Source organism: Mammaliicoccus sp. K-M42 (assembly GCF_022386375.1).
GTDB lineage: Bacteria > Bacillota > Bacilli > Staphylococcales > Staphylococcaceae > Mammaliicoccus > Mammaliicoccus fleurettii.
The window spans coordinates 72,985-96,242 of sequence record NZ_JAJNIS010000007.1; the positions used below are offsets into that span (position 1 = coordinate 72,985).

Genomic DNA, 23,258 nt, shown 5'->3' on the forward strand with positions numbered 1-23,258 from the left:
GAGGTGGCGTATTATGAAAAAACCAAATATAGCATTAACAATAGCTGGAACTGATCCAACGGGTGGAGCGGGTATAATGGCTGATTTGAAATCTTTTCAAGCTTCAGGGGTTTATGGTATGGCTGTAGCAACAAGTATTGTTTCTCAAAATACTTTAGGCGTTCAAGATGTTTATCATTTGCCCGTAGAAGTAATTGAAAGTCAGTTGAAGAGTGTCTTCGATGATGAGCAGCCACATGCAATTAAAACAGGTATGATAGCTTCTCAAGAGATGATGAATGTCATTAAACCATTTATTGCACAGTCAGGTAAGCCTTATGTTATTGACCCAGTAATGGTTGCCAAAAGTGGTGATGCCTTGATGGATGACAAAGGGAAAAATAAACTTAAAGAAATATTATTGCCACTTGCTACAGTTGTTACGCCAAATATTCCAGAAGCGGAAGATATAACTGGTTATAAAATTCAAACAGAAGATGAAATTAAGAAAGCTGGTGCTTTTTTCTTAAATGAAATTGGGACTAATGGTGTTGTCATAAAAGGTGGCCATCTTGAAGGTGATGCGATTGATTACTTATTTACGAAAGATGGAATGAGAAGTTGGAATAGTGAAAGATTCAGTACACAGCATACACACGGCACAGGATGTACTTTCAGTGCTGTTATAACTTCTGAGTTAGCAAAAGGTCAATCAATAGAACAAGCAGTCGAAGTAGCTAAAAGGTTTATAACTTTAGCAATTCAATATACGCCAGAAATAGGTAAGGGAAGAGGACCAGTAAATCATTTTGCATATCAAAAAATAGAGGGATTAGATTATGAGTAAATTAAATAATATAAGAGAAAACAGTCCACTAATTGTGTGTTATACAAACGATGTAGTAAAGAACTTTACAGCGAATGGGTTAATATCTCTAGGTGTTAGTCCAGCAATGAGCGAAGAACCAGAAGAAGCTCAAGAATTTTCAAAAGCTGCAGGTGCGTTCTTAATTAATATAGGTACAATCACAACAGATAAAGCTTATGATATGAAAGAATATGCAGAAATCATGCATGAAAACGGTGTGCCAGTCATTCTAGATCCAGTAGCGGTTGGTGCATCACAACTAAGAAAAACTTTTTGTAATACTTTATTAAATGATGAAGTAGTTGACGTAATTAGAGGTAATGCTTCAGAAATATTAGCACTTATCGAAGACGATACAATGATGAAGGGAACAGATAGTGATGCTTCATTAGATGCTATTAAAATTGCTAAAAAAGCTCATCAACAATTAAATTTACCTATTATATTAACTGGAAAAGTGGATGTTATAGCTTGTGATAATAAAATTATAGCATTGAATAATGGAAGTGAAATGTTAACTAAAGTTACTGGTGGAGGTTGTTTATTAGGTGGTGTTGTAGCTGCATTTTTATCAAACGAAAAAACTATAAAAATTGATCATCTAGAAGAAGCACTATCTACTTATAATGTTGCAAGCGAAATAGCTAGCCAACAACCAGGTGCTCATTTGCCAGGAACATTTCAAATTGCTTTTATAGATCAATTACATGCCATAACTGATGAAATAGTAGCAGAAAATAAGAAAGTGAAAGTAGTGAAATAAATGTTTGATATAAATAAATTAAGAGTATATTTTATCGCTGGCAGTCAAGATACACCAGATAGAGATTTATATAAAGTAGTTGAAGAAGCTTTAATAGGTGGCATTACAATGTTTCAGTTTCGTGAAAAAGGAACAAATAGTAAAAAAGGAATTGAAAAAGAAACATTAGCTAAAGATTTATTTGAACTTTGTAAAAAATATAAAGTGCCTTTTATTATTAATGATGATGTAGATTTAGCCTTGAAATTAAACGCTGACGGAATACACGTTGGTCAAGATGATCGCAATGTATCAGAATTTATAGATAAGTTTAAAGGGAAAATTATCGGATTAAGTGTCGCAAATAGCAATGAATATAAGAAATCGGATATTTCTGAAGTAGATTATATCGGTACAGGTCCAATACATTCTACTGTTTCTAAAGATGATGCAGGTAAAGAAGGTGGATATGACCTTATAAAAAATATTAGAAAAATCGATAATGAAATTCCAATCGTTGCAATAGGTGGTATTACAGAGGCAGATGTCTTACCTTTAATAGATGCAGGAGCAAATGGTGTAAGTGTTATATCAGCAATTGCAAAAAGTGAAAATATTGAACAAACTGTGAAGGGCTTTCATAATCAATATAAAATTCTTTAATAAAATTAATATATTGATTTATGTTGTCATCATTCTATGATAGAATAACCTTTATGTGAGTATATCAATAGAGGTGGAAAAATGAAGAAAAAAGCTTTGTGGCCATTATTATTCGGTATAATGGTTGTGCTAGCTGGCTGTGATTATTCTAAACCTGAGAATAGGGATGGATTCTTTTATAATACATTCGTTAAACCAATGGATAGCGTTATTCATTGGCTTGGTGCTAATTTGGATCACAACTATGGTCTAGCTATTATCGTTATTACATTAATTGTTCGTTTTGCGTTATTCCCATTTATGATGAAGACGTATAAAAACCAAAAATTAATGCGTGAAAAAATGAAACTTGCAAAACCTGAAATGACAGCAATTCAAGAAAAAGTTAAACGTGCTCGTACACAAGAAGAAAAAATGGAAGCCAATCAAGAAATGATGGCTTTATACAAAAAGCACGGAATTAATCCAATGAATATGGGTTGTTTACCAATTGTCATTCAAATGCCAATTGTTATGGGTCTGTTCTATGTATTGAAATACCCTACAGAAGGCGGGATTACAGAATATCCTCATTTCTTATGGTTTAATTTAACTCAACCAGATCTTTTCATTACAATTATTGCAGGTATTATATATGCACTACAAGCATTTGTTTCAATGAAATATGCCAATGTTCCTGATGAACAGAAAAACATGATGAGAATGATGATGTTCATTTCTCCAATTATGATTATCTGGATGTCATACATTTCAGCTTCAGCATTAGGTTTATATTGGGCTGTCGGTGGTGCATTCTTAGTAGTTCAAACATGGTTAGGTAACGTGTTCTACAACAATAAAGTTGAAGAAGAAATGAAACCTATTATCGAAGCACATGAAAAAAATCAACAAGAAGCAAACAAAGAAAAGAAACCAGCTAAACTAGTTTCTAACAAAAAGAAAAAGAAATAAATTTTTAAAAAAGAGCTTAGGACATAAATATCCTAGGCTCTTTTTTGTATAGAATGGATATTTACAACGATTTTGTAAGTGCGGACGCCTGAGGGAATAGTATGCGCGAGAGACTACAGGCTCGAGCCATACCCTCTGGCAAATGCACGAACGAAATCGTAAGATATTTTTGAGTTAGGATTTATGTCCTTCTCCGTTCTTTGTAACATCCCATTCTTTATAGAATTGTTCTAAGAAGCTCTCCATATACGAATGTCGTTCTTGTGCAATTTCTTTTCCTCTTTCAGTATTCATCATATCTTTCAATAATAATAATTTTTCATAGAAATGGTTAATTGCCGTATTTGGCTCATCATGGTACTGGCTTGAATTTAAAGTATTTAAGTTTCTAGGTTTCTGTGTTGAGATATGCATTGGTTCTTTAAAATGACCTGCATATTGAAATGTTCTCGCTATTCCAATTGCACCAATAGCATCTATTCTATCTGCATCTTGTACAATTTTACCAGCTAAACTTTTTAATTTGCCATTGTTTTTACCACCATTAAAACTCATGAATTTAAGTATATGAACAATTTCGTCTTGAATGTCTGAACTTAATTGCATTTCATTCATCCATTTGTATAACTGTTCCCAAGCTGTAGTAGTATCTTTAAATAATTTTTTATCCACAGAGTCATGTAATAGGCTAGCTAACTCTACAACAAAGGTATCTGCCTTTTCATAGTGAGCAATATCTAATGCGTGAAATCTTACTCTTAAAATATGTTCGAAGTCATGCCCAGTAGTATCTTGTTGATGTAGTTGTCTTACGTATGATTCAGCATTTAAGATAATCTTTTCTTTATTCATCGTTTTCTCCTTAAAAAAGCAGATAGAAACGGATGTATAATCGATTCTACCTGCATAATTTTTATAATATTGGTGACAGTAGTCTAGCGATACCTTCTTTTAACTTAATCCAAGTACTTCTGTTGTCATATTTTTCTACAGTAAGTAATGATGAATGTTTCATATCGTTTTTATAAGCAAGGCGTGAATTTTTTGCAATTTCATGATCATAAATAAATGCATTTACTTCAAAATTAAGGACAAAACTTCTATTATCCATATTTGCTGTACCAATGCTTACGACTTCATCGTCTATAACTACCATTTTAGTGTGTATAAAGCCTTTTTCATAAATATGAACATTTACTCCAGCTTTAACAAGTTCTCCTACATTTGCGTATGTTGCCCAATATACGAAAGGATGATCAGGTTTATTTGGAATCATCACATTTACATCTACTCCAGATAAAGATGCTATTTTAATGGCATCTAAAAATGACAAGTCTGGAATAAAATAAGGTGTTTGAATATAAATATGTTTTTTAGCTTCTGAAATCATTTTTAAATAACCGTATTTAATTTGCTCCCATTCTTCATCAGGACCACTTGAAGCAATCTGAATTCCAACTTTTCCACCAGAATCAACATCTGGAAAGTATCTAGATTCGTAAATCATTTTATCACGAGTAGATTGAGAGTTCCAATCCATCATAAATCTTAATTGCAATGCATTAACTGAGTCGCCTTCAAGTTTTAAATGTGTATCTCTCCAATATCCAAACTTTTTATCTAAGCCTAAGTACTCATCACCAACATTAAATCCACCAACATAACCAATTTTCCCATCGATTACGACAATTTTTCTATGGTTTCGATTATTCATTCTGAAGTTGATTAGAGGTAACTTTGATGGAAAGAAACTAGCAACTTCGCCACCTAGTTCTCTAAACTTTTTAAAGGATGATAAGTTTAACTTACGAGAGCCCATATCATCATATAACATTTTAACTTCTATACCTTCTTGTAATTTCTTTTCAAGTTCTTTTAAGATTTTTTTACCTAAATTATCTTTTTTGAAAATATAATATTGAATATGGATATATTCTTTAGCATTTTTAATGTCTTCAATAAGAGAATCAAACTTATCATGACCATCAGTGAACATTTCAACTTTGTTATCAGTTGTTAAGAATGCTGAATTATTATATAAAAGCATATGAATAAGATGTTTATAGTTGTAAATTTCAGGTTTATCAATTTCGAAATTATTTTCATCTATTGCTTTAATTTGCTCGTTAATAATGTGTTCGAGGCCAATTTTGTCTTCTTCGTCTAAATTGAAGATACTTTTTTTCTGAATTTGTCTTCCAAATAATAGGTAAAGTATAAACCCGAGTATAGGGACGAATAGCAGTACTAATAGCCATGCCCATATTGCGCCAGCTTCTCTTGGCTCTAAAAAGATAATAATAAATCCAAATACGACATTTAAAATAAAAGCCGTAATAAGTAGCACTGATACTACGATGGAGAAATCAAATGAAAAATACGAGAAAAAGTCCATACCAATGCCTCCGTTTCTTTATCTTTAACCTAGTATAATACATTTAAAATAAAATTGAAAAGGTTGTATTTGACCGTCATTAAACATATGCATATAATTAAAAGAATAAGGTAGAAAATTAAATAAAATATATATAAATAGGAGTGTTAACATGAAAGAACAAATTATAAACGTTGAAGGTATGTCATGTGCGCATTGCAAACAAGCAGTAGAAGAATCAGTAGGACAATTAGTCGGTGTTAGTGAAGTCGTTGCAAGTCCAGATGATAATCAAGTAAGAGTAGTTTATCAAGATCCAGCAAGTATAGATAATATTGAAAATGCAATTTTTGATGCAGGTTACGAAGTAGTTTAATAAAATTTTCATAATTATTATAAAAACATAACAATTCAAACGAAAATATAACAATATAGTCCGAATGAACTATAGTCAAATTGATAATTTTAGAGTAGAATGTAGTTAAGGTAACTAAATTGAATAAGAGGTGGTACCCATGAATCAACCTAAGTCAAAGGTAAAGAATGTGGTCAAACTTTTATCATCATTAGGCGTAAACATAACAGAAACTAAGTCACGAATAGAAATAATGCGTAGTTTGCCTAACGTAGCTGCAAACAAACTAAAATAATATAATGGTGAATTTAAAAAAGCATCCTCAGCTGAGGATGCTTTTTTAATGTTTTATTCTGATTCTATATTTTCTTTTGATACTGTATATTTATCTTTTTCGTGATAAAAAATTGATAATAATATACCTACACCCGCCATGAGAGACCATAGAGCAGATCCACCATAACTAATAAATGGAAGTGGTATACCTGTAATTGGTAATAACTGAATCGTCATACCAATATTTTGCACAACGTGGAACAATACATATGATATGTATCCAATTATAAAGACTACATTGAATGGATGGCTCGTTATTGTTGCTAGTCTTATTAAGTGAATAAATAATGCTAAAAAGATAATAAGGACGACCATTGTTCCTAAAAACCCAAATTCTTCACCAATAACTGAAAAAATAAAGTCAGTATGATTTTCAGGTATATAAACTTCTCCGTTATTTAGCCCTTTACCAAATATTTGTCCAGATCCTATAGCTTTTAAAGACTCGGTTAAATGATAACCATCTCCTGAGCTATATGCATATGGGTCTAACCAAGAATTTATTCGTCCCAGTTGGTAAGTCTTTATACCAGATACTTTTTCGATAATACTTGGTTTAAAAATCATAAGCAAAATCAAACTAGATCCAATAGCAAATAAACCGACAAATACCGGTGCTAGAATTCTCCAAGTAACACCTGAAACAATCACGATACCGAGTATAATTGCAATTAATACGAGCGTTGTACCTAAATCATTTTGAAATAGAATTAACGCCATTGGTATTAATGAGGTTAAACCGATTTTCATTAATAAGTTTAAATCTCTAGTCAAAGATTTATTATAAGTAAATCTATTATGTTGATAAATGACATTCGCCAGTGCCATTATTAATATAATTTTCATAAATTCTGATGGTTGTACACTTATTGGTCCAAGTCTATACCAACTTTTTGCACCATTTATGATAGGCGTGAAACTTGATTCTGGTAATATTAACAAACCAACTAAGGATAGGTTTCCAATTATGTAAATAATCCATACATACTTTCGTAAAGTCTTTGGTGAAATAAACATTAAGCCAACTGCTAAAAGAAACCCAAGTACATAGTATAAGATTTGTTTAAGTAGGAAGTTTGTTTCATATTGCCCGCCAGACATTGCTGAATTGATGATTAAACAACTTGTCCCAAATAGTATAAGAATGATTGTAATTAATCGCCAATCAATTCTCTCTAGGAACGATTTATTTAATGTTCGAGTAGAAGTTTCCATTAAAAGACTCCTTTAATTAACGCTAAATTTCATAATTATCATTATAACTTGATTGTACATAAAGTGGTACAATTTTGCTATTCTCAAAATGGTTATTTTTAAAATAGTAATGTTGATAGGTGCATCAAAGGTAGTAAACATGATAAAATATAGGCTAACAATCTACTTGGAGGCGTCTTTATGTCTAAAAAAAATATTTGTATTATATACGGTGGGAAAAGTGCTGAACATGATGTATCGATATTAACAGCACAAAATGTTATTAATTCAGTTGATTTAACTAAATACATTATCGATATTATATACATAACGAATGATGGTGACTGGATTAAAAGTGAACAATCCATTAATGAAAAAATCACTGACATCGATCAATTAAAATTAACATGCGTTGAACTAACACCAATTTCTAAATTACTTGAAGTAAGTAATAATGGTGAAGCATATAGTGCTGTATTTCCATTATTACATGGTCCTAACGGAGAAGATGGTACGATTCAAGGACTATTTGAAGTGCTAGATATACCTTATGTTGGGAATGGAGTTCTTGCAGCTTCAAGTTCAATGGACAAATTAGTAATGAAACATTTATTTGCTCATAGAGGGTTACCACAATTACCATATGTAAGTTTCTTAAAAAGTGAGTATGAAAAGTATGAACATAATATAATTGAATTAATTCAAAATAAACTTGAATATCCAGTTTTTGTAAAGCCTGCTAATTTAGGTTCAAGTGTAGGTATAAGTAAATGTACAAATAAAGAAGAGCTGATTTCTGGTATTGATGAAGCATTTCAATTTGACCGTAAGCTTGTAATTGAACAAGGTGTCGATGCAAGAGAAATAGAGGTCGCTGTATTAGGAAATGATTATCCAGAAACGACTTTACCGGGAGAAGTTATTAAAGATGTACAATTTTATGATTATAAATCAAAATATAAAGATGGTAAGGTACAACTTCAAATTCCAGCTGATATAGATGAAGAAACAGCTACTACATTAAGAAATATGGCTGTAGAAGCATTCAAAGCAACGGATTGTTCTGGTCTAGTGAGAGCAGACTTCTTCTTGACTGAGGATAATACAATTTATATTAATGAAACGAACGCAATGCCAGGATTTACTCAATATAGTATGTATCCATTATTATGGGAAAATATGAATTTGAGTTATACAGAACTTATAACGAAGTTAATTGAACTTGCTATTGAACGATACGATAACAAGAAAAATATTAAATACAAAATTGACTGAGGGTAATCATAATGAATATTAAATTACGTAAAATAAAAGAATGGATAGATTGTGAAATTCAAGAAGATTATTTAGATGAAGTTGTACAAGGGACTTGTATTGACTCTAGAAAAATTGAAAAATCAAATTTGTTTATTCCCTTTAAAGGTGAAAATGTTGATGGCCATCGATTTGTTAGTCAAACATTAGAAAATGGTGCTGGTGCTTCATTTTGGCAAAAAGACATACCTAATCCTCCTAAAGGACCGATTATATTCGTTGAGGATACATTGGTAGCATTACAAGATTTGGCTAAGTCATATTTAAGATATGTTAATCCTAAAGTTGTTGCAATTACAGGATCAAATGGTAAAACAACAACTAAAGATATGGTCGAGTGCGTTCTAAACAAATCTTTTAAAGTAAAGAAAACGCAAGGCAATTACAATAATGAAATAGGATGCCCACTTACAATTTTGGATTTAGATGAAGACACTGAAGTATCTATATTAGAAATGGGTATGAGTGGCTTTGGTGAAATAAGAGAATTAACACTTTTAGCTGAACCAGATGTTGCAATTGTGACAAATATTGGCGAATCTCATATGCAAGATCTTGGATCAAGAGAAGGTATTGCAAAAGCGAAATTTGAAATTACTGAAGGACTTAAAGATGATGGTTTATTTATTTATGATGGAGATGAGCCATTACTTAAATCAATCGTTACTTCAATTAACAATACTAAAGTATCAGTAGGGACAAATGACGATAATAACGTGATTATACAAACTAACCAATCAACTAGTAATGGCATAAACTTTCAATTGAACAATAGCAATATGGTGTACCACTTAAGTATATTAGGTGAGCATAATGTTAAAAATGCTACGTATGCGATACAAGTTGCAAAACAATTTGGTGTAACCGAAGATATTATTCAAAGTACTTTAGATGATTTAGTTTTGACAGATATGAGAATGCAGCGAATCGAAACAGAAAAATATGGTTTACTAATTAATGATGCTTATAATGCAAGTCCAACAAGTATGAAAGCAGCGATTGATACACTGCACAATATGGAGTCAGATGACAAAATATTAATATTAGCTGATGTTCTAGAATTAGGTGATATGAGTAAAGAAATGCATCAACAAGTTGGCTATTACTTAGAAGGCAAAGATATTCAAACATTAATCACTTATGGAGAAGAAGCGGCTCATATATCCAATATTGCAAGTGAGTATATTCAAAATCATTACCATTTTGATTCTAAAGAAAAAATTACAGACTACTTAAAAGAACATTTAAATGGAGAAAGTGTTACTTTATTTAAAGGATCAAGAGGTATGTCACTAGAAACGATTATCAATTCACTAACTTGAAAATAGGTATTTTATTTTTACATGGATATACAGGGGGAAGATACGAATTATTACCTTTGATTGAATACTTAAGTAGTCGATATGAGTTTATACTTGAAGCACCTGAATATCCTGGGCATGGTCTTAATTTATTAATAAAAGATACAAATGAAGATATGTGGTATGAAAGAGCTCAAAAGTCATATGAAATACTTAGAGAGAAATCAGATGTCGTCATCGTTATTGGTTTTTCTATGGGTGGCGTTATTGCAGGACTGCTTGCTAAAATTGAACAACCAGATAAATTGATTTTAATCGCTCCTGCATATGAAAATATTAATATTCAACAATTAGTAAAATCACCTTATCGCTTTATTAATAATATGCGTCATGCTGATTTGAAAATATTAGAGTTTATGTTGTTAAGAACGATTAAAATAAATTATAAATCTTTTCTAGCATTTAAAAAATTACAGCAAAGTGCATTATATATACCAGAACAAATTGATGCTATGACTCTCATTATACACGGAACGATTGATGGGTTAGTTCCAATAGATAAATCTAGAGATCTTGTATCAAGAATTAAAAATGCTAGATTAGTTGAAATTGATAGAGGACCACATGAAATTTGTTTATCAAAAGTGAATTATAAAGTTTTTTATGAAGTTGAAAAATTTATATTTAAAAATAAATAATGATGTAAAACTGTACTAAATCCCTTTTTAGTGCAGTTTTTTTATGTTTTAAACTATGAAAATAAAATGTAAACGACGATTTAACTGCATTGCGCTATTGCTAAAAGGGTGGTAGTATATAGAAGTTGAATAAAAAAGAAGAGAAGAATTAACTATCTAAAAGGAGAATTATTTTGCAAAAATTTAAAGAATTAGGTATTTCTGAAGCTACCTTAAACGCTTTGGACGGAATGGGCTTTACTGAGCCAACACCAATACAAATTGAAAGTATTCCTCATACATTACAAGGTACGGACGTGCTAGGACAAGCACAAACTGGAACAGGAAAAACTGGTGCATTCGGTATCCCATTAATAGATAAAGTAGCAGAAAAACAAGGTGTTCAAGCATTAATACTTGCACCAACACGTGAATTAGCAAACCAAGTAGCGGAGCAATTACGTAGTTTTAGTAAAGGACAAAATGTAAGTGTTGTTACTGTATTTGGTGGTATGCCAATAGACAGACAGATTAAATCACTTAAAAAAGGTCCTCAAATCGTAGTAGGTACACCTGGTCGTGTTATTGACCACTTAAATAGAAAGACGTTAAAAACAGAATCTATTTCAACGTTAATATTAGACGAAGCAGACGAAATGATGAACATGGGCTTTATAGATGATATGAGATTTATAATGTCTAAACTTCCATCTGAAAACCGTCAAACATTACTATTCTCAGCTACAATGCCTAAAGCTATTCAAGAATTAGTTCAAAAATTCATGAAGAGTCCAAAAATCGTTAAAACAATGTCTAACGAATTATCAGATCCTCAAATCGATGAGTACTACACTATCGTAAAAGAATTAGAAAAATTCGAGACATTTACTAATTTATTAGATGTTCAAAATCCAGAATTAGCAATCGTGTTTGGACGTACTAAGCGCCGTGTTGATGAATTAACTAGCGCTTTAATTTCTAAAGGCTATCGTGCTGAAGGATTACATGGTGATATTACACAAGCTAAACGTTTAGAAGTATTGAAGAAATTCAAAAATGACAAAATCGACATTTTAGTTGCAACTGATGTTGCTGCACGTGGTTTGGATATTTCAGGCGTAAGTCATGTTTATAACTTTGATATTCCTCAAGATACTGAAAGCTATACTCACCGTATTGGCCGTACAGGTAGAGCAGGTAAAAAAGGCGCTGCAATAACATTTGTTAACCCAGTTGAAATGGATTATATCCGTCAAATTGAAAAAGCAAATAAACGCCAAATGACTTCTTTACGTCCACCAACACCTGGTGAAGTAATGCAAGCTAAAGAATCAGATGTTAAAGATAAAGTTAAAGGTTGGGTGGAAAGTCCAATCGAAGGACGCATTGAAAAAATAGCTGAAGAGCTAATCAATGTATATGGAGATCAAAAATTAGTTGCTGCATTATTGCAAGAATTAATTACTTCAAATAACGAATCAGATGTTCAATTAACATTTGAAAAACCATTATCTAAAAAATCTGGTCAAAGAGGTAACCGCGGTGGAGGTAATTCTCGTGGTAAATCTAGAACTAGATTTGAAGGTAAAAATAACAAACGTCGTAGTAACGACAAAAACAGTAATTTTGACCGTAATAAAGGTAAAAATACTAAACCAAATAAACCTCGTTCAAAAAAACAATTCTCAGGTAGAACATTCGCTGAGCATTCAAAATAAAATTACGAAAGTGTGTGTAATCTCTAAGGTTACACACACTTTTTTTATGATATAATACACGTAAATTGATCAATAGAGGAGATTATATGTATAAACAAGTACTCGATAATAAAATGCCAAAACAGTCTATAAAATACGAGTATATTCATCATATTTTTAATGTAATAGCTATACTAATATTGTTTAGTGTATTTTTGTATTTATGGAATAAATTTGAGTGGTGGACGTTTCTTATTTATGTAATTCCAACTTTAGCTATTATGATGATTGTAATTGGATTCATTAATCCTATTATTAGATTAAAAAGAACCTCATTTGAAATAGGTGAACAATATATAGAAGTACAGAAAGGTCTGTATTATCAAAAGAGGTCTGTACAACCATATAGAAGAGTCCAATTTGTGAAAATTAAGCATGGGCCAATTTCAAGAATGTTAAATATATATTTTGTAGTTGTTGTAACAGCTGGTAGTTCAGTATTCTTACCAATGGTTAATCGACAAACTGCAGACAAAACGAGGTTAAATATCATGACAAAAGTTAAAGAGGTGACAGATGATGTTTAATCCGCAGAAGTTGCATCCAATTTCATATGTTAGTGGCTTTTTACAAAGTTTAAAAGAAAATATCTTTCCATTAATCATTGCAGTATATCTAGTTATAACACGCGGCTTTGATAATATTTGGGATCTCACGTTTCCAATAGTTATTTTAGCTTTTTCTTTAATTATTAGTATATTTAAAGGTATTAAAATTTATAAAACCCGTTATTGGATTGAAAAAGATCAATTAATTATGACTTGGGGTGTCTTTTCGAAAAACAGAAAAGAGTTAAATATAGAAAGAATTCAATCAGTTGATACTTCTCAAAATATTGTCCATCAATTGTTAGGAGGCGTTAATTTAAGTGTGAAAACGCCTAGTGATGGTATAGAACTAGATACAATCACAAAAAAGCAAAGTGATGAATTGTCTGAGTATCTGAAAGATCGAAAGAATAAGCTTAAAAATAATGAAACAAATCAAGATGTACAAGTAGAAGAAGATATTGAACATCATGACCACAATATTTCTGAAAGTAGCCGTAAAGAAGAGGCTGTATTTTTCCAGTTATCAGTAAAAGAATTATTGAAAATGAGTTTTACGAGTGGTGGTATTTTAATTGTCTTTGCAGCACTAGGATCATTATCAGGGGTTATTACGCAAGTTATTGATATTGAAGATTATATTAGCCCATTAATAAATCAAGTAATGAACTTAACATTTGTCATCATTTCGATAGTAGTCGTGTTTATTATGATGAGTTATATTATAGGATCGCTTATTGTGTTCATTAAGAACTATAAATATCAATTAACATTTGATGGGGAATTACTAACTGTTAAGTATGGATTGTTAACAGTTCAGAAAAGAACTGTTCCTATCAAAAGAATACAAGCATTACAAGAAGAAGAATCACTTTTCAGACGTGCTATAGGATATACTAAAATTTCTGCTATTATTACTTCAGATGGTCATTTTGAAAATAATGAAGAATCTGATATAGGTACAGTTACAATACTTCCATTTATGAAGAAACAAGAAGCTTATAAATTATTAGAAGAAATTATTCCACAATTTCAATTTCATTCTGTAAATCAAGGGTTGCCTGCTCAAGGTATACGCAGAAGAGTATTTGTTCCGACAGTAATTTTGGCAATAGCTATTATTCCTATACAAATATATTTATGGTCTTATACATGGATAATTGGAGTAGTAATATTTTTAATAATGGTGTTATTTGCAAGTGTTATTACAATGAAGTCAGGTTTCAAAATATACGATGATTCAATTGTGATTTTGAATGCAACTCCATTTCAATATTCAACAATTTGGGCAAATAGAGACAAAGTTTTGACATTTGAATTGCATGAAAATCTTATAATTAAAAGAAAAGATATAGCACATTTCAATATACATTTAGCATATGGAAGTGCCATGATGTCTAAAGGATTAAGGTTTATAAATAAAGAAGATGCATTAAACATCTACAATTGGTACAAATATAAAGGAGGTAATGATCATGCTTCCTAGATATAGAATGGATAAAAAAGGAATGACAGTGGAAAGAATTGGATCATCCATTACAATTTCTTTATTATTAATTATTTTAATAGTTATGTTTGTGATTTTTGAATTGTTGTGGACAGACGTTTCTAAATGGTTTTTGACTATACCTATAGCAATTATTTTTTTCATAAGTATTTATGGCTTAATAATTCAACCTTACTATATGTATAGAAATTTCCGTTACGAAATTAATGATGATGAAATTAACATTAAATCTGGAATATTTATGATAAAAGAAACAACAATTCCGATGGGTAGAATTCAAAATGTCGACTTGTATGAAGGATTTATTATGAGAAAATACAATTTGGCCAATATCACCTTATCTACAGCAGGTGGTAATGAAATGATTCAATATTTAAATAAGGATAAAGCGAATAAAATTAAATATGCTATCCAAAATAGAATTGAAAATGACATTAACCAGTGAGAATGAAGGTGTAAATTATGATTCATGGTGTTGGTATTGATTTAGTTGAAATTAAACGTATTAAAGAATGGTATGATAAACGACCAACAATGGTTAATAAAATTTTAACAGACAATGAACTAGAAATTTTTAATAAAATACACCTGGATAATAGGAAAGTTGAATTTATTTCTGGCAGATTTGCTGTAAAGGAAGCTTTTACTAAAGCAATGGGTACCGGTATTGGTAAAAAGTACGGCTTTCATTCTATCAACTGTTTACCTGATGAGAATGGGAAACCTGAAATAGCCTGTGATGGTTTTCATGTCCATACGTCTATCACACATACTGAGAAGTATGCTGAGGCAATTGTTATTATCGAAAAAGATAATAATAAGCAAGAATAATATCTATATGATAAAATACACTTATTATAAGAGGAGGTGCCTTGCTGTTGTCCGAAAAATATTATAGGCCAACTTATATCAATGTTGATTTAAAGGCAATACTAGAAAATTATCAAGCTGTAGGTAGATTACATCCAAATAAGAAAATTATGGCAGTCGTTAAAGCAAATGGTTACGGTTTAGGTAGTGTGCCGATTGCATCTTATTTAATGAATGAAGGTGTCGATTTCTTTGCAGTTGCTACTTTAGATGAAGCTATTGAGTTAAGAATGCACGGTATAAAAGCGAAAATATTAGTACTAGGTGTGATTAATACAAAAGATATTAATAAAGCAGTACAACATAGAGTTGCCTTAACTGTTCCAACTGAAGAATGGTTAGATAAAGCAATTGAATCACTCGATGATAACGCTGATAAACCGTTATGGATGCACATAAAAGTAGACACAGGTATGGGCAGAATTGGATTGAGAGATATTGAAAGTTACCAATCTGCTATCAACAAAATAGAACAACATGAACGATTAATATTTGAAGGTGTTTATACACATTTTGCTTCTGCAGATGAGCCAAATGATTTTTCGAAAAATCAATATGACTTATTTGAAGAATTTGTACAATCTTCAAAAACACCAGAATATATTCATTCACAAAATTCAGCAGGTGCTCTTAGGTATGATGCATCTATCTGTACAGCAGTAAGATTTGGCATTTCTTTATATGGTTATTATCCATCTAAATATATTCAAGAAATTTCAAACTTAAAATTAAAACCAGCAGCTCAATTAGTAACTGAAATTGTTCAAACTAAATATCTTGAACCTGGAGATACAGTGAGTTATGGCACTACTTATACTGCTGAAGAACGCATTAAAGTAGCTACACTTCCAATTGGATATGCTGATGGATATTTAAGAAAAATGCAAAATACTTATGTTAATGTAAATGGTGTAAACTGCCCCGTAATTGGTAGAGTATGTATGGATCAAACAATGATTAAAATTCCTGATGACATAAAAACAGGCGATAAAGTTATTTTAATGGATAATCATGTTGATTCAGAACAATCTGCTGAAAGGATTGCTGATGCGTTAGAAACGATTAATTATGAAGTACTTTGTAACTTAAAAAAGAGGTTACCACGTATTTATCATGATGGTGAAAATGAAGAAGTTACAAATGAATTACTGAAATAGCATAGTCAAATAGAGTTACATTTGTTATGATATTAATAACTTAATCAACATAAATTCATACTTAATTTATCTGGAGGTATTTGTTATGACATCTTTAACTCAAAATCGTACTCAAAGTTTAGAACAAACACTGAAAGAAGGATATCGTTCTATGGCTGACTTAAATCTCTCCCTTGCATCTGAAGCTTACTATAGTGAATGTGAAGCTTGTGATTCAAATGAATCGCACTTAGCATCTCAACAAGGTGAATAAATGAGAAGAGGAGATGTATATCTCGCAGATCTTTCACCAGTTACTGGTTCTGAACAAGGGGGAACAAGACCAGTCGTAATTATCCAGAATGATACGGGTAACAGATATAGTCCGACTGTCATTGTAGCAGCAATTACTGGTAAGATAAATAAAGCTAAAATACCTACACATGTAGAAATTGAAGCAGCGAAATATAAACTAGATAGAGATTCAGTTATTTTGCTTGAACAAATCAGAACTATTGATAAGAAACGATTAAAAGAAAAACTAACATATTTATCTGATGCAAAGATGAAAGAGGTTGATACAGCTATAGCCATCAGCCTCAACCTTACTTTGCAACAAAGATTTGATGCATTAGGTAATACATAATGAATTTAAAACATTCTCCGCTTTAGGATTAGCCTAAAGCTTTTTTAGTCTATTTGAAACGAGGTGACTTTGTGTCAGAACAGAAGAAGCAACAGTATCAAAAATTATTAGTCGATTATGTTAAGACTAGTAATGATGAAATTTTATCCGCTTGTCAAACTTATTCGACAGAAGCTATTGAAGATAATGTTTCACCAGAAGAAATTGTACAACTACATATTGAGATCATAGAAAAAGAACAAAGTTTAAGTAAGTCACAAATCATGAGTTCATTTGATGTTCTTTTAGAAGTAATGATAGGCTATGGTTTTACATATCGTGACTATAAAAAATTATTAAATAAAATAAAAATACATGACAAAGAAATGGAAGTTGCTTCAAGTTTGCAACAAACTATGCTTAAACCACAAATACCTCAATTTGATAGTATACAAATAGGGGCTATTTCTGTGCCTGCACAAAAAGTAAGTGGAGATTATTTTAATTTAATTGATCATAACGATGGTACGATGAGCTTTGCTGTAGCAGATGTAATAGGTAAAGGTATTCCTGCAGCATTAGCTATGAGTATGATTAAATTTGGAATGGATTCTTATGGACATTCTCAACTTCCGAGTGATGGACTTAAACGTTTAAACCGTGTTGTGGAAAAGAACGTCAATCAAAACATGTTTGTAACGATGTTCTATGGTCTATATGAAGAAATAAATAATATGCTCTATTATAGTTCAGCAGGTCATGAACCAGGTTATATATATAGAAGTCAAACTGGTGAATTTGAAGAAATGACAGAACGTGGTATCGTACTTGGTGTTCATAAACATACTAGATATAAACAAAGTGAAATAAAAATAGAACTACAAGATATGATTATCGTATTTACTGATGGTGTAACAGAGTTGAGAAATCAACAAAATGAGTTTGTTAAAACAAATGATTTACTTAAAATGATCAATGAGTATAAACAACTTCATCCACAAGATATAGTGCAAATTCTATATGAAGAACTCGTTAAACTTCAAAATCCTAATAAGAGAGATGATTTAACGATATTAATTGTAAAGCGTGTTAAATAATGCAAGATTAAAAAATATTTAATCGGGTAAACATAAATGATGAAAGTCTAATATATTTAGGGGTGTATCAAGGAATGAATCTTAACATTGAAACTACTGAGCATGAAAACTACTATGAAATAAAGGTTGGCGGAGAACTAGATGTTTATACTGCGCCTGAACTACAAGAAGTTTTACAACCAATTAGACAAAAAGGAACACACGATATACATGTTAACTTGGAAAACGTAAGTTATATGGATTCTACTGGCTTAGGTTTATTTGTTGGCACATTAAAATCACTCAATGAACACGATAAGTCACTATATGTGCTTGGTGTATCAGAAAGAATTGAGAGATTATTTGATATTACGGGTCTTAAAGAATTAATGCATGTCAACAAAGGAACGGAGGTATAAGATGATGACATCTAACTATGATTATATAGAGATGAGATTTCCTGCTGCTCCAGAATACGTAGGTTTGGTCAGATTAACTTTGTCAGGCGTATTCAATCGAGCTGGCGCTTCATACGAAGATATTGAAGATTCAAAAATCGCTGTATCTGAAGCAGTAACAAATGCTGTTAAACACGCGTATAGTGATAAAGTTGAAGGTGAAATACTAATAGGATATCTTGTGTTCGAAGATAAAATAGAAATCATTGTATCTGATTCAGGAAAAAGCTTTAATTATGAAGAAGCTAAAAAAGTACTTGGACCTTATCAAGAAAGCGATAATATTAATTTCTTGAGACAAGGTGGTTTAGGACTATTTCTTATTGAATCATTGATGGACGAAGTAAGCGTTCAAAAAGATGCTGGTGTTACAATAAGTATGACAAAGTATTTATCTAAAGAGCAGGTGCAAACAAATGACGGAAGAGTCCAAAGCTTATAAAGACGTTTCTCCAAAAGATATTAACGCGTGGATTGCTGATTACCAAGAAAACGATAATAGTGAAGCGCAAGAAAAACTTGTGTTACATTATCAAAAATTAGTAGAGTCTCTAGCATATAAATATTCTAAAGGACAAGCTCACCATGAAGATTTAGTGCAAGTTGGTATGGTAGGCTTATTAGGAGCTATTAAAAGGTTTGATGTATCTTTCAAGAGAAAGTTTGAAGCTTTTTTAGTACCAACAGTAATTGGTGAAATCAAAAGGTATTTAAGAGATAAAACATGGAGTGTACATGTGCCGAGGCGTATTAAAGAAATCGGTCCTAAAATAAAAAAAGCTAATGAAGAACTGACGAATGAATTAGGAAGATCACCTAAAATCATAGAAATTGCTAATAGGATAGAAGTAACAGAAGAAGATGTATTAGAAGCAATGGAAATGGGACAAAGCTATAACGCGTTAAGTGTTGACCATTCAATTGAAGCGGATAAAGACGGTTCGACTGTTACTTTATTAGATATAATGGGCGAATCTGAAGATGGTTATGACTTAACAGAAAAAAGGATGATATTAGAAAAAATCCTTCCAATCTTAACCGAAAGAGAAAGAGAAATTATCCAATACACCTTTATTACGGGCTTGAGTCAAAAAGAAACTGGTGAAAAAATCGGTCTCAGCCAGATGCACGTTTCTAGACTACAAAGAACAGCAATAAAAAAATTAAAAGAAGCAGCAATGAAATAGGAGAGCACCTTAATCGATATAACGCGATTTAAGGTGTTCTTTTTTATTTATTAAAAGGCTGTGAAAGAAGACTTACACAAGATAAAGCATTTATTAGATTTATGTTAAAATAGAATATAATCATTTTTAGGAGGCAATTATGAATCAAGAATTAATAGACATTATAAAAAATAATCATCCCTTTACAGAAAAACAAATTAAAACTGTACTTGAATTGCTAGAAGATAAAAATACAGTGCCTTTTATTGCAAGATATAGAAAAGAGTTAACTGGTGGATTAGATGAAGTAGAAATCAAACTTATTGAAAATGAATATACTTATGCAGTTAACTTACATAAAAGAAAAGAAGAAGTTATTCGATTAATAGATGAGCAAGGTTTACTTACTGATGATTTGAAAAATGACATCCTTAATCAAACTAAGTTACAAAGAATTGAAGACTTATATCGCCCATTTAAGAAAAAGAAAAAAACAAGGGCAACAGAAGCTAAACGTAAAGGTCTTGAACCATTAGCGAATTGGATAATTGAAGGTAACTCAGAAGAACTTTTATCAAATGTAGCATCTAAATATTTAACTGAGGAAGTTGAAACTACTGAAGATGCTATAAAAGGTGCGCAAGATATTATTGCTGAAATCATATCAGATGAACCTAAATATCGAAAATATATTTTAAATAATATCGAGAAACAAGGTAAACTGGTTACTGAAAAGAAAAAGAAAGCTGAAGATGAAAAAAATGTCTTTGAAATGTATTATGCATACGAAGAACCACTAAAAAAAATAGTGCCTCATAGAGTGTTAGCTATAAATCGTGGTGAATCTGAAGGTGTTTTAAAAGTAGCTTTTGAAATTGATCATGAAACATTAAAAAGATATTTAGTATCTCAATACATTAAAAATAATCATAAACACGTTGAAATTATTACTGAAGCAATTGAAGATAGTTTGAAAAGATTAATCCTTCCATCAATTGAAAGAGAAATTAGAAGCGAACTAACTCAAAAAGCTGAAAATCATGCAATCGAGATTTTCTCAGAGAATTTAAAAAACCTGTTATTACAAGCTCCGTTAAAAGGTAAGAAAATATTAGGTCTAGATCCAGCATATAGAACAGGATGTAAATTAGCAGTAATAAATGAATATGGTTCATTTGTTGATAAAAATGTTATTTATCCTCATCCACCAGTTTCAAAAATGGAACAAGCTGAAAAAGTATTTGTCGAATTGATCAATAAACACAATATAGAACTTGTAGCAATCGGAAACGGAACTGCTAGTAGAGAATCAGAACAATTCGTAGCTGAAATGATAAAAAAACATCAACTAGCTTGTCAGTTTGTTATTGTTAATGAAGCTGGGGCTTCTGTATATTCGGCGTCAGATATTGCAAGAGCTGAATTTCCAGATTTTAAAGTAGAAGAAAGAAGTGCGGTTTCAATAGGTAGACGGGTACAGGATCCTTTAAGTGAGCTAGTAAAAATTGATCCTAAATCAATCGGTGTAGGTCAATATCAACATGATGTTAATCAAAAATCATTAAGTGAGACTTTAAAATTCGTTGTAGAAACTGCAGTGAACCAAGTAGGAGTTGATGTTAATACAGCCTCTCCATCATTGCTAAGTTATGTTTCAGGCTTAAGTAACACTGTTGCAAATAATATTATAAAATTTAGAGAAGAAAAAGGTGCAATCTCACATCATTCTGAAATTGCTAAAGTTCCGAGATTAGGAAACAAGACATTTGAACAAAGTATTGGTTTCTTAAGAATATTAGATGGAACAGAACCACTCGATAAAACAGCTATTCACCCAGAAAGTTATAATGCTGCTTATCAATTAATAAACCATGTTGGTCTAAGCAAAGAAGATATTGGAACAGACGCATTAAAAGATGAATTAAGTAAAATAGATTTAAATCAGACAAGTGAAACGCTTAATATTGGTATTCCAACATTAGAAGATATAATTGCGTCACTTATAGCACCTTTAAGAGATCCAAGAGATGAATTTGAAACACCAATATTAAAATCAGACGTACTTTCTATGGAAGACTTGAAACCAAACATGGCATTAAGTGGAACAGTTAGAAATGTTGTAGACTTTGGTGCTTTTGTAGATATCGGCGTAAAGCAAGATGGTTTAGTTCATATTTCTAAATTATCTAAAGGTTATGTTAAACACCCAATGAATATAGTGAGTGTTGGTGATATTGTAGATGTATGGGTACTAGATGTTAATCAAGAAAGACAAAAAGTTTCATTAACTATGATTGATCCTAATGGACGATAATAAATTACAGGAACTAGTATCAAACATCTCATTAGAATCCTTTAATAAACCTTTTGATCATAAAGCCACTTTTAATAAAAGACTTAGAACAACTGGAGGACGTTATTTACTTAATAGTCATAATATCGAAATCAATCCAGAACAATATGAATTTTATGGTATAAAGGCTTTGAAAGACATCATTAAACATGAACTTTGTCATTACCATTTACATATAGAAGGTAAAGGCTATAAACATAGAGATGATGATTTTAGGGAATTGAGCAAAGATGTTGGAGCTCCTAGATTTTGTAAAGCAGTTAAAAGTTATGATGAAAGAGCCAATTATTTATATAAATGTTCGAATTGTAAATTAGAGTTTAAGCGTATTAGAAAGGTCAACACAGTAAAATACAGGTGTGGACGCTGTGGTGGAAAGTTAAGAAAAATGTCATAAATAATAATAAGGAAAGTACTACACTAATAATTTGAGGTGTAGTACTTTTTTTGTAAAAAAGTGAAGAAAAGTTATTGACGAAATGGATGAAACGTCGTATGATAATACACGTTGCTTAAACAAAACGAAACAAAGTTTTAAGAGTTTGTAAGCAATGTAAAATTACATTAAAAAGTTGAGTGTTTGTATTGACTTTGTAAACTCAACGTAATATAATTAATGACAGTCACTTGAACAACATATTGATTTAAGAACTGCAAACCATGCGCGGTCGTGGCGGAATGGCAGACGCGCTAGGTTGAGGGCCTAGTGGGAGTAATCCCGTGGAGGTTCAAATCCTCTCGGCCGCACCATTCATCAATTTAATAATATAACTAAGCGGGTGTAGTTTAGTGGTAAAACCTCAGCCTTCCAAGCTGATGTTGTCGGTTCGATTCCGATCACCCGCTCCAGATTTTTTATAAAATGAACATTGAAAACTGAATGACAATATGTCAACGTTAATTCCAATAATTGAGTGCTTATAGTACTTCAAAGAGTGATTGGCTTAACCAATCAAAAATGAGCTAATCAAGCTTACTTCTATTATGGAGAGTTTGATCCTGGCTCAG

Annotated in this window: 26 protein-coding genes and 2 tRNA genes; 25 read left to right on the top strand and 3 right to left on the bottom strand. The window is 31.3% G+C overall.

What is annotated here, in order from left to right:
- The first annotated feature begins 13 nt into the window (after window positions 1-13).
- From thiD to yidC, 4 genes are all read left to right on the top strand, one after another.
- Window positions 14-826, top strand: coding sequence for a bifunctional hydroxymethylpyrimidine kinase/phosphomethylpyrimidine kinase (thiD, locus tag LQ668_RS06140; RefSeq protein WP_107509028.1), 813 nt, complete (start codon window positions 14-16; stop codon window positions 824-826).
- On the top strand, window positions 819-1,610 hold the full coding sequence (gene thiM / locus LQ668_RS06145; RefSeq protein ID WP_107509029.1) for a hydroxyethylthiazole kinase: 792 nt from the start codon (window positions 819-821) through the stop codon (window positions 1,608-1,610). Before thiD ends, thiM begins: the two co-directional genes overlap by 8 nt.
- Window positions 1,611-2,252 (top strand): thiamine phosphate synthase, encoded by a 642-nt coding sequence (gene thiE, locus LQ668_RS06150; RefSeq protein ID WP_107509030.1) that lies wholly within the window; start codon window positions 1,611-1,613, stop codon window positions 2,250-2,252.
- An 81-nt stretch (window positions 2,253-2,333) separates the two neighbouring features.
- Window positions 2,334-3,203, top strand: a complete 870-nt coding sequence (yidC, locus tag LQ668_RS06155) for a membrane protein insertase YidC (protein WP_078357996.1) — start codon at window positions 2,334-2,336, stop codon at window positions 3,201-3,203.
- Between the two features lie 174 nt (window positions 3,204-3,377).
- Here yidC and LQ668_RS06160 read toward each other — a convergent pair whose 3' ends face one another.
- Window positions 3,378-4,055, bottom strand: coding sequence for an HD domain-containing protein (locus LQ668_RS06160; protein WP_107509031.1), 678 nt, complete (start codon window positions 4,053-4,055; stop codon window positions 3,378-3,380).
- A 61-nt stretch (window positions 4,056-4,116) separates the two neighbouring features.
- Entirely contained in the window at window positions 4,117-5,598 is a 1,482-nt protein-coding gene (gene cls / locus LQ668_RS06165) for a cardiolipin synthase (RefSeq protein ID WP_107509032.1), read from the bottom strand.
- Between the two features lie 151 nt (window positions 5,599-5,749).
- Between cls and LQ668_RS06170 the strand changes: the two genes are divergently transcribed.
- Window positions 5,750-5,953 (top strand): copper ion binding protein, encoded by a 204-nt coding sequence (locus tag LQ668_RS06170; protein WP_078357993.1) that lies wholly within the window; start codon window positions 5,750-5,752, stop codon window positions 5,951-5,953.
- A 139-nt stretch (window positions 5,954-6,092) separates the two neighbouring features.
- Window positions 6,093-6,227, top strand: a complete 135-nt coding sequence (locus LQ668_RS06175; RefSeq protein WP_237687731.1) for an Lmo0850 family protein — start codon at window positions 6,093-6,095, stop codon at window positions 6,225-6,227.
- Window positions 6,228-6,280: 53 nt separating this feature from the next.
- Here LQ668_RS06175 and LQ668_RS06180 read toward each other — a convergent pair whose 3' ends face one another.
- Window positions 6,281-7,483, bottom strand: coding sequence for an FtsW/RodA/SpoVE family cell cycle protein (locus LQ668_RS06180; RefSeq protein ID WP_078357992.1), 1,203 nt, complete (start codon window positions 7,481-7,483; stop codon window positions 6,281-6,283).
- 180 nt (window positions 7,484-7,663) lie between these two features.
- On the opposite strand from LQ668_RS06180, the gene LQ668_RS06185 reads away from it, so the two are divergent.
- The 19 genes from LQ668_RS06185 (at window position 7,664) to LQ668_RS06275 (ending at window position 23,099) form a co-directional block, all read left to right on the top strand.
- The gene (locus tag LQ668_RS06185; protein ID WP_078357991.1) at window positions 7,664-8,737 is read left to right on the top strand and encodes a D-alanine--D-alanine ligase; all 1,074 of its coding nucleotides are present in this window, start codon (window positions 7,664-7,666) and stop codon (window positions 8,735-8,737) included.
- An 8-nt stretch (window positions 8,738-8,745) separates the two neighbouring features.
- A complete protein-coding gene (locus LQ668_RS06190; protein WP_182476954.1) occupies window positions 8,746-10,098 on the top strand; it encodes a UDP-N-acetylmuramoyl-tripeptide--D-alanyl-D-alanine ligase in 1,353 nt (450 codons plus the stop codon).
- Window positions 10,095-10,775 carry an alpha/beta hydrolase gene (locus LQ668_RS06195; protein ID WP_107509034.1) on the top strand — a complete coding sequence of 227 codons (681 nt, stop codon included), beginning with the start codon at window positions 10,095-10,097 and terminating at the stop codon, window positions 10,773-10,775. Before LQ668_RS06190 ends, LQ668_RS06195 begins: the two co-directional genes overlap by 4 nt.
- A 173-nt stretch (window positions 10,776-10,948) precedes the next feature.
- Window positions 10,949-12,472, top strand: a complete 1,524-nt coding sequence (gene cshA, locus LQ668_RS06200; protein ID WP_078357988.1) for a degradosome RNA helicase CshA — start codon at window positions 10,949-10,951, stop codon at window positions 12,470-12,472.
- A gap of 86 nt (window positions 12,473-12,558) precedes the next feature.
- Window positions 12,559-13,038, top strand: coding sequence for a PH domain-containing protein (locus LQ668_RS06205; RefSeq protein ID WP_107509035.1), 480 nt, complete (start codon window positions 12,559-12,561; stop codon window positions 13,036-13,038).
- On the top strand, window positions 13,028-14,545 hold the full coding sequence (locus tag LQ668_RS06210; protein WP_107509036.1) for a PH domain-containing protein: 1,518 nt from the start codon (window positions 13,028-13,030) through the stop codon (window positions 14,543-14,545). Before LQ668_RS06205 ends, LQ668_RS06210 begins: the two co-directional genes overlap by 11 nt.
- Window positions 14,535-15,011: a PH domain-containing protein gene (locus LQ668_RS06215; RefSeq protein WP_078357985.1), complete on the top strand. Its 477-nt coding sequence runs from the start codon at window positions 14,535-14,537 to the stop codon at window positions 15,009-15,011. The genes LQ668_RS06210 and LQ668_RS06215 overlap by 11 nt, the downstream gene beginning before the upstream one ends.
- A 17-nt stretch (window positions 15,012-15,028) precedes the next feature.
- Complete coding sequence (gene acpS / locus LQ668_RS06220) at window positions 15,029-15,397, top strand: holo-ACP synthase (protein WP_107509037.1); 369 nt, start codon at window positions 15,029-15,031, stop codon at window positions 15,395-15,397.
- 47 nt (window positions 15,398-15,444) lie between these two features.
- The gene (gene alr, locus LQ668_RS06225; RefSeq protein ID WP_107509038.1) at window positions 15,445-16,593 is read left to right on the top strand and encodes an alanine racemase; all 1,149 of its coding nucleotides are present in this window, start codon (window positions 15,445-15,447) and stop codon (window positions 16,591-16,593) included.
- A gap of 85 nt (window positions 16,594-16,678) precedes the next feature.
- Entirely contained in the window at window positions 16,679-16,846 is a 168-nt protein-coding gene (gene mazE, locus LQ668_RS06230) for a type II toxin-antitoxin system antitoxin MazE (protein WP_048540868.1), read from the top strand.
- Window positions 16,847-17,218, top strand: a complete 372-nt coding sequence (locus LQ668_RS06235; RefSeq protein WP_078357982.1) for a type II toxin-antitoxin system PemK/MazF family toxin — start codon at window positions 16,847-16,849, stop codon at window positions 17,216-17,218.
- 71 nt (window positions 17,219-17,289) lie between these two features.
- Window positions 17,290-18,294 carry a SpoIIE family protein phosphatase gene (locus LQ668_RS06240; protein ID WP_078357981.1) on the top strand — a complete coding sequence of 335 codons (1,005 nt, stop codon included), beginning with the start codon at window positions 17,290-17,292 and terminating at the stop codon, window positions 18,292-18,294.
- Window positions 18,295-18,368: 74 nt separating this feature from the next.
- The gene (locus LQ668_RS06245) at window positions 18,369-18,692 is read left to right on the top strand and encodes an anti-sigma factor antagonist (protein WP_078357980.1); all 324 of its coding nucleotides are present in this window, start codon (window positions 18,369-18,371) and stop codon (window positions 18,690-18,692) included.
- A 4-nt stretch (window positions 18,693-18,696) separates the two neighbouring features.
- Window positions 18,697-19,173 carry an anti-sigma B factor RsbW gene (rsbW, locus tag LQ668_RS06250; protein WP_078358053.1) on the top strand — a complete coding sequence of 159 codons (477 nt, stop codon included), beginning with the start codon at window positions 18,697-18,699 and terminating at the stop codon, window positions 19,171-19,173.
- On the top strand, window positions 19,148-19,918 hold the full coding sequence (gene sigB, locus LQ668_RS06255; RefSeq protein ID WP_115337239.1) for an RNA polymerase sigma factor SigB: 771 nt from the start codon (window positions 19,148-19,150) through the stop codon (window positions 19,916-19,918). The genes rsbW and sigB overlap by 26 nt, the downstream gene beginning before the upstream one ends.
- 139 nt (window positions 19,919-20,057) lie before the next feature.
- Complete coding sequence (locus tag LQ668_RS06260; protein WP_107509040.1) at window positions 20,058-22,211, top strand: Tex family protein; 2,154 nt, start codon at window positions 20,058-20,060, stop codon at window positions 22,209-22,211.
- Window positions 22,201-22,647 (top strand): SprT family protein, encoded by a 447-nt coding sequence (locus LQ668_RS06265; protein WP_078357977.1) that lies wholly within the window; start codon window positions 22,201-22,203, stop codon window positions 22,645-22,647. The genes LQ668_RS06260 and LQ668_RS06265 overlap by 11 nt, the downstream gene beginning before the upstream one ends.
- A gap of 267 nt (window positions 22,648-22,914) precedes the next feature.
- Window positions 22,915-23,000, top strand: a tRNA-Leu gene (locus LQ668_RS06270).
- A 25-nt stretch (window positions 23,001-23,025) separates the two neighbouring features.
- A tRNA-Gly gene (locus LQ668_RS06275) sits at window positions 23,026-23,099 on the top strand.
- Window positions 23,100-23,258: the final 159 nt, after the last annotated feature.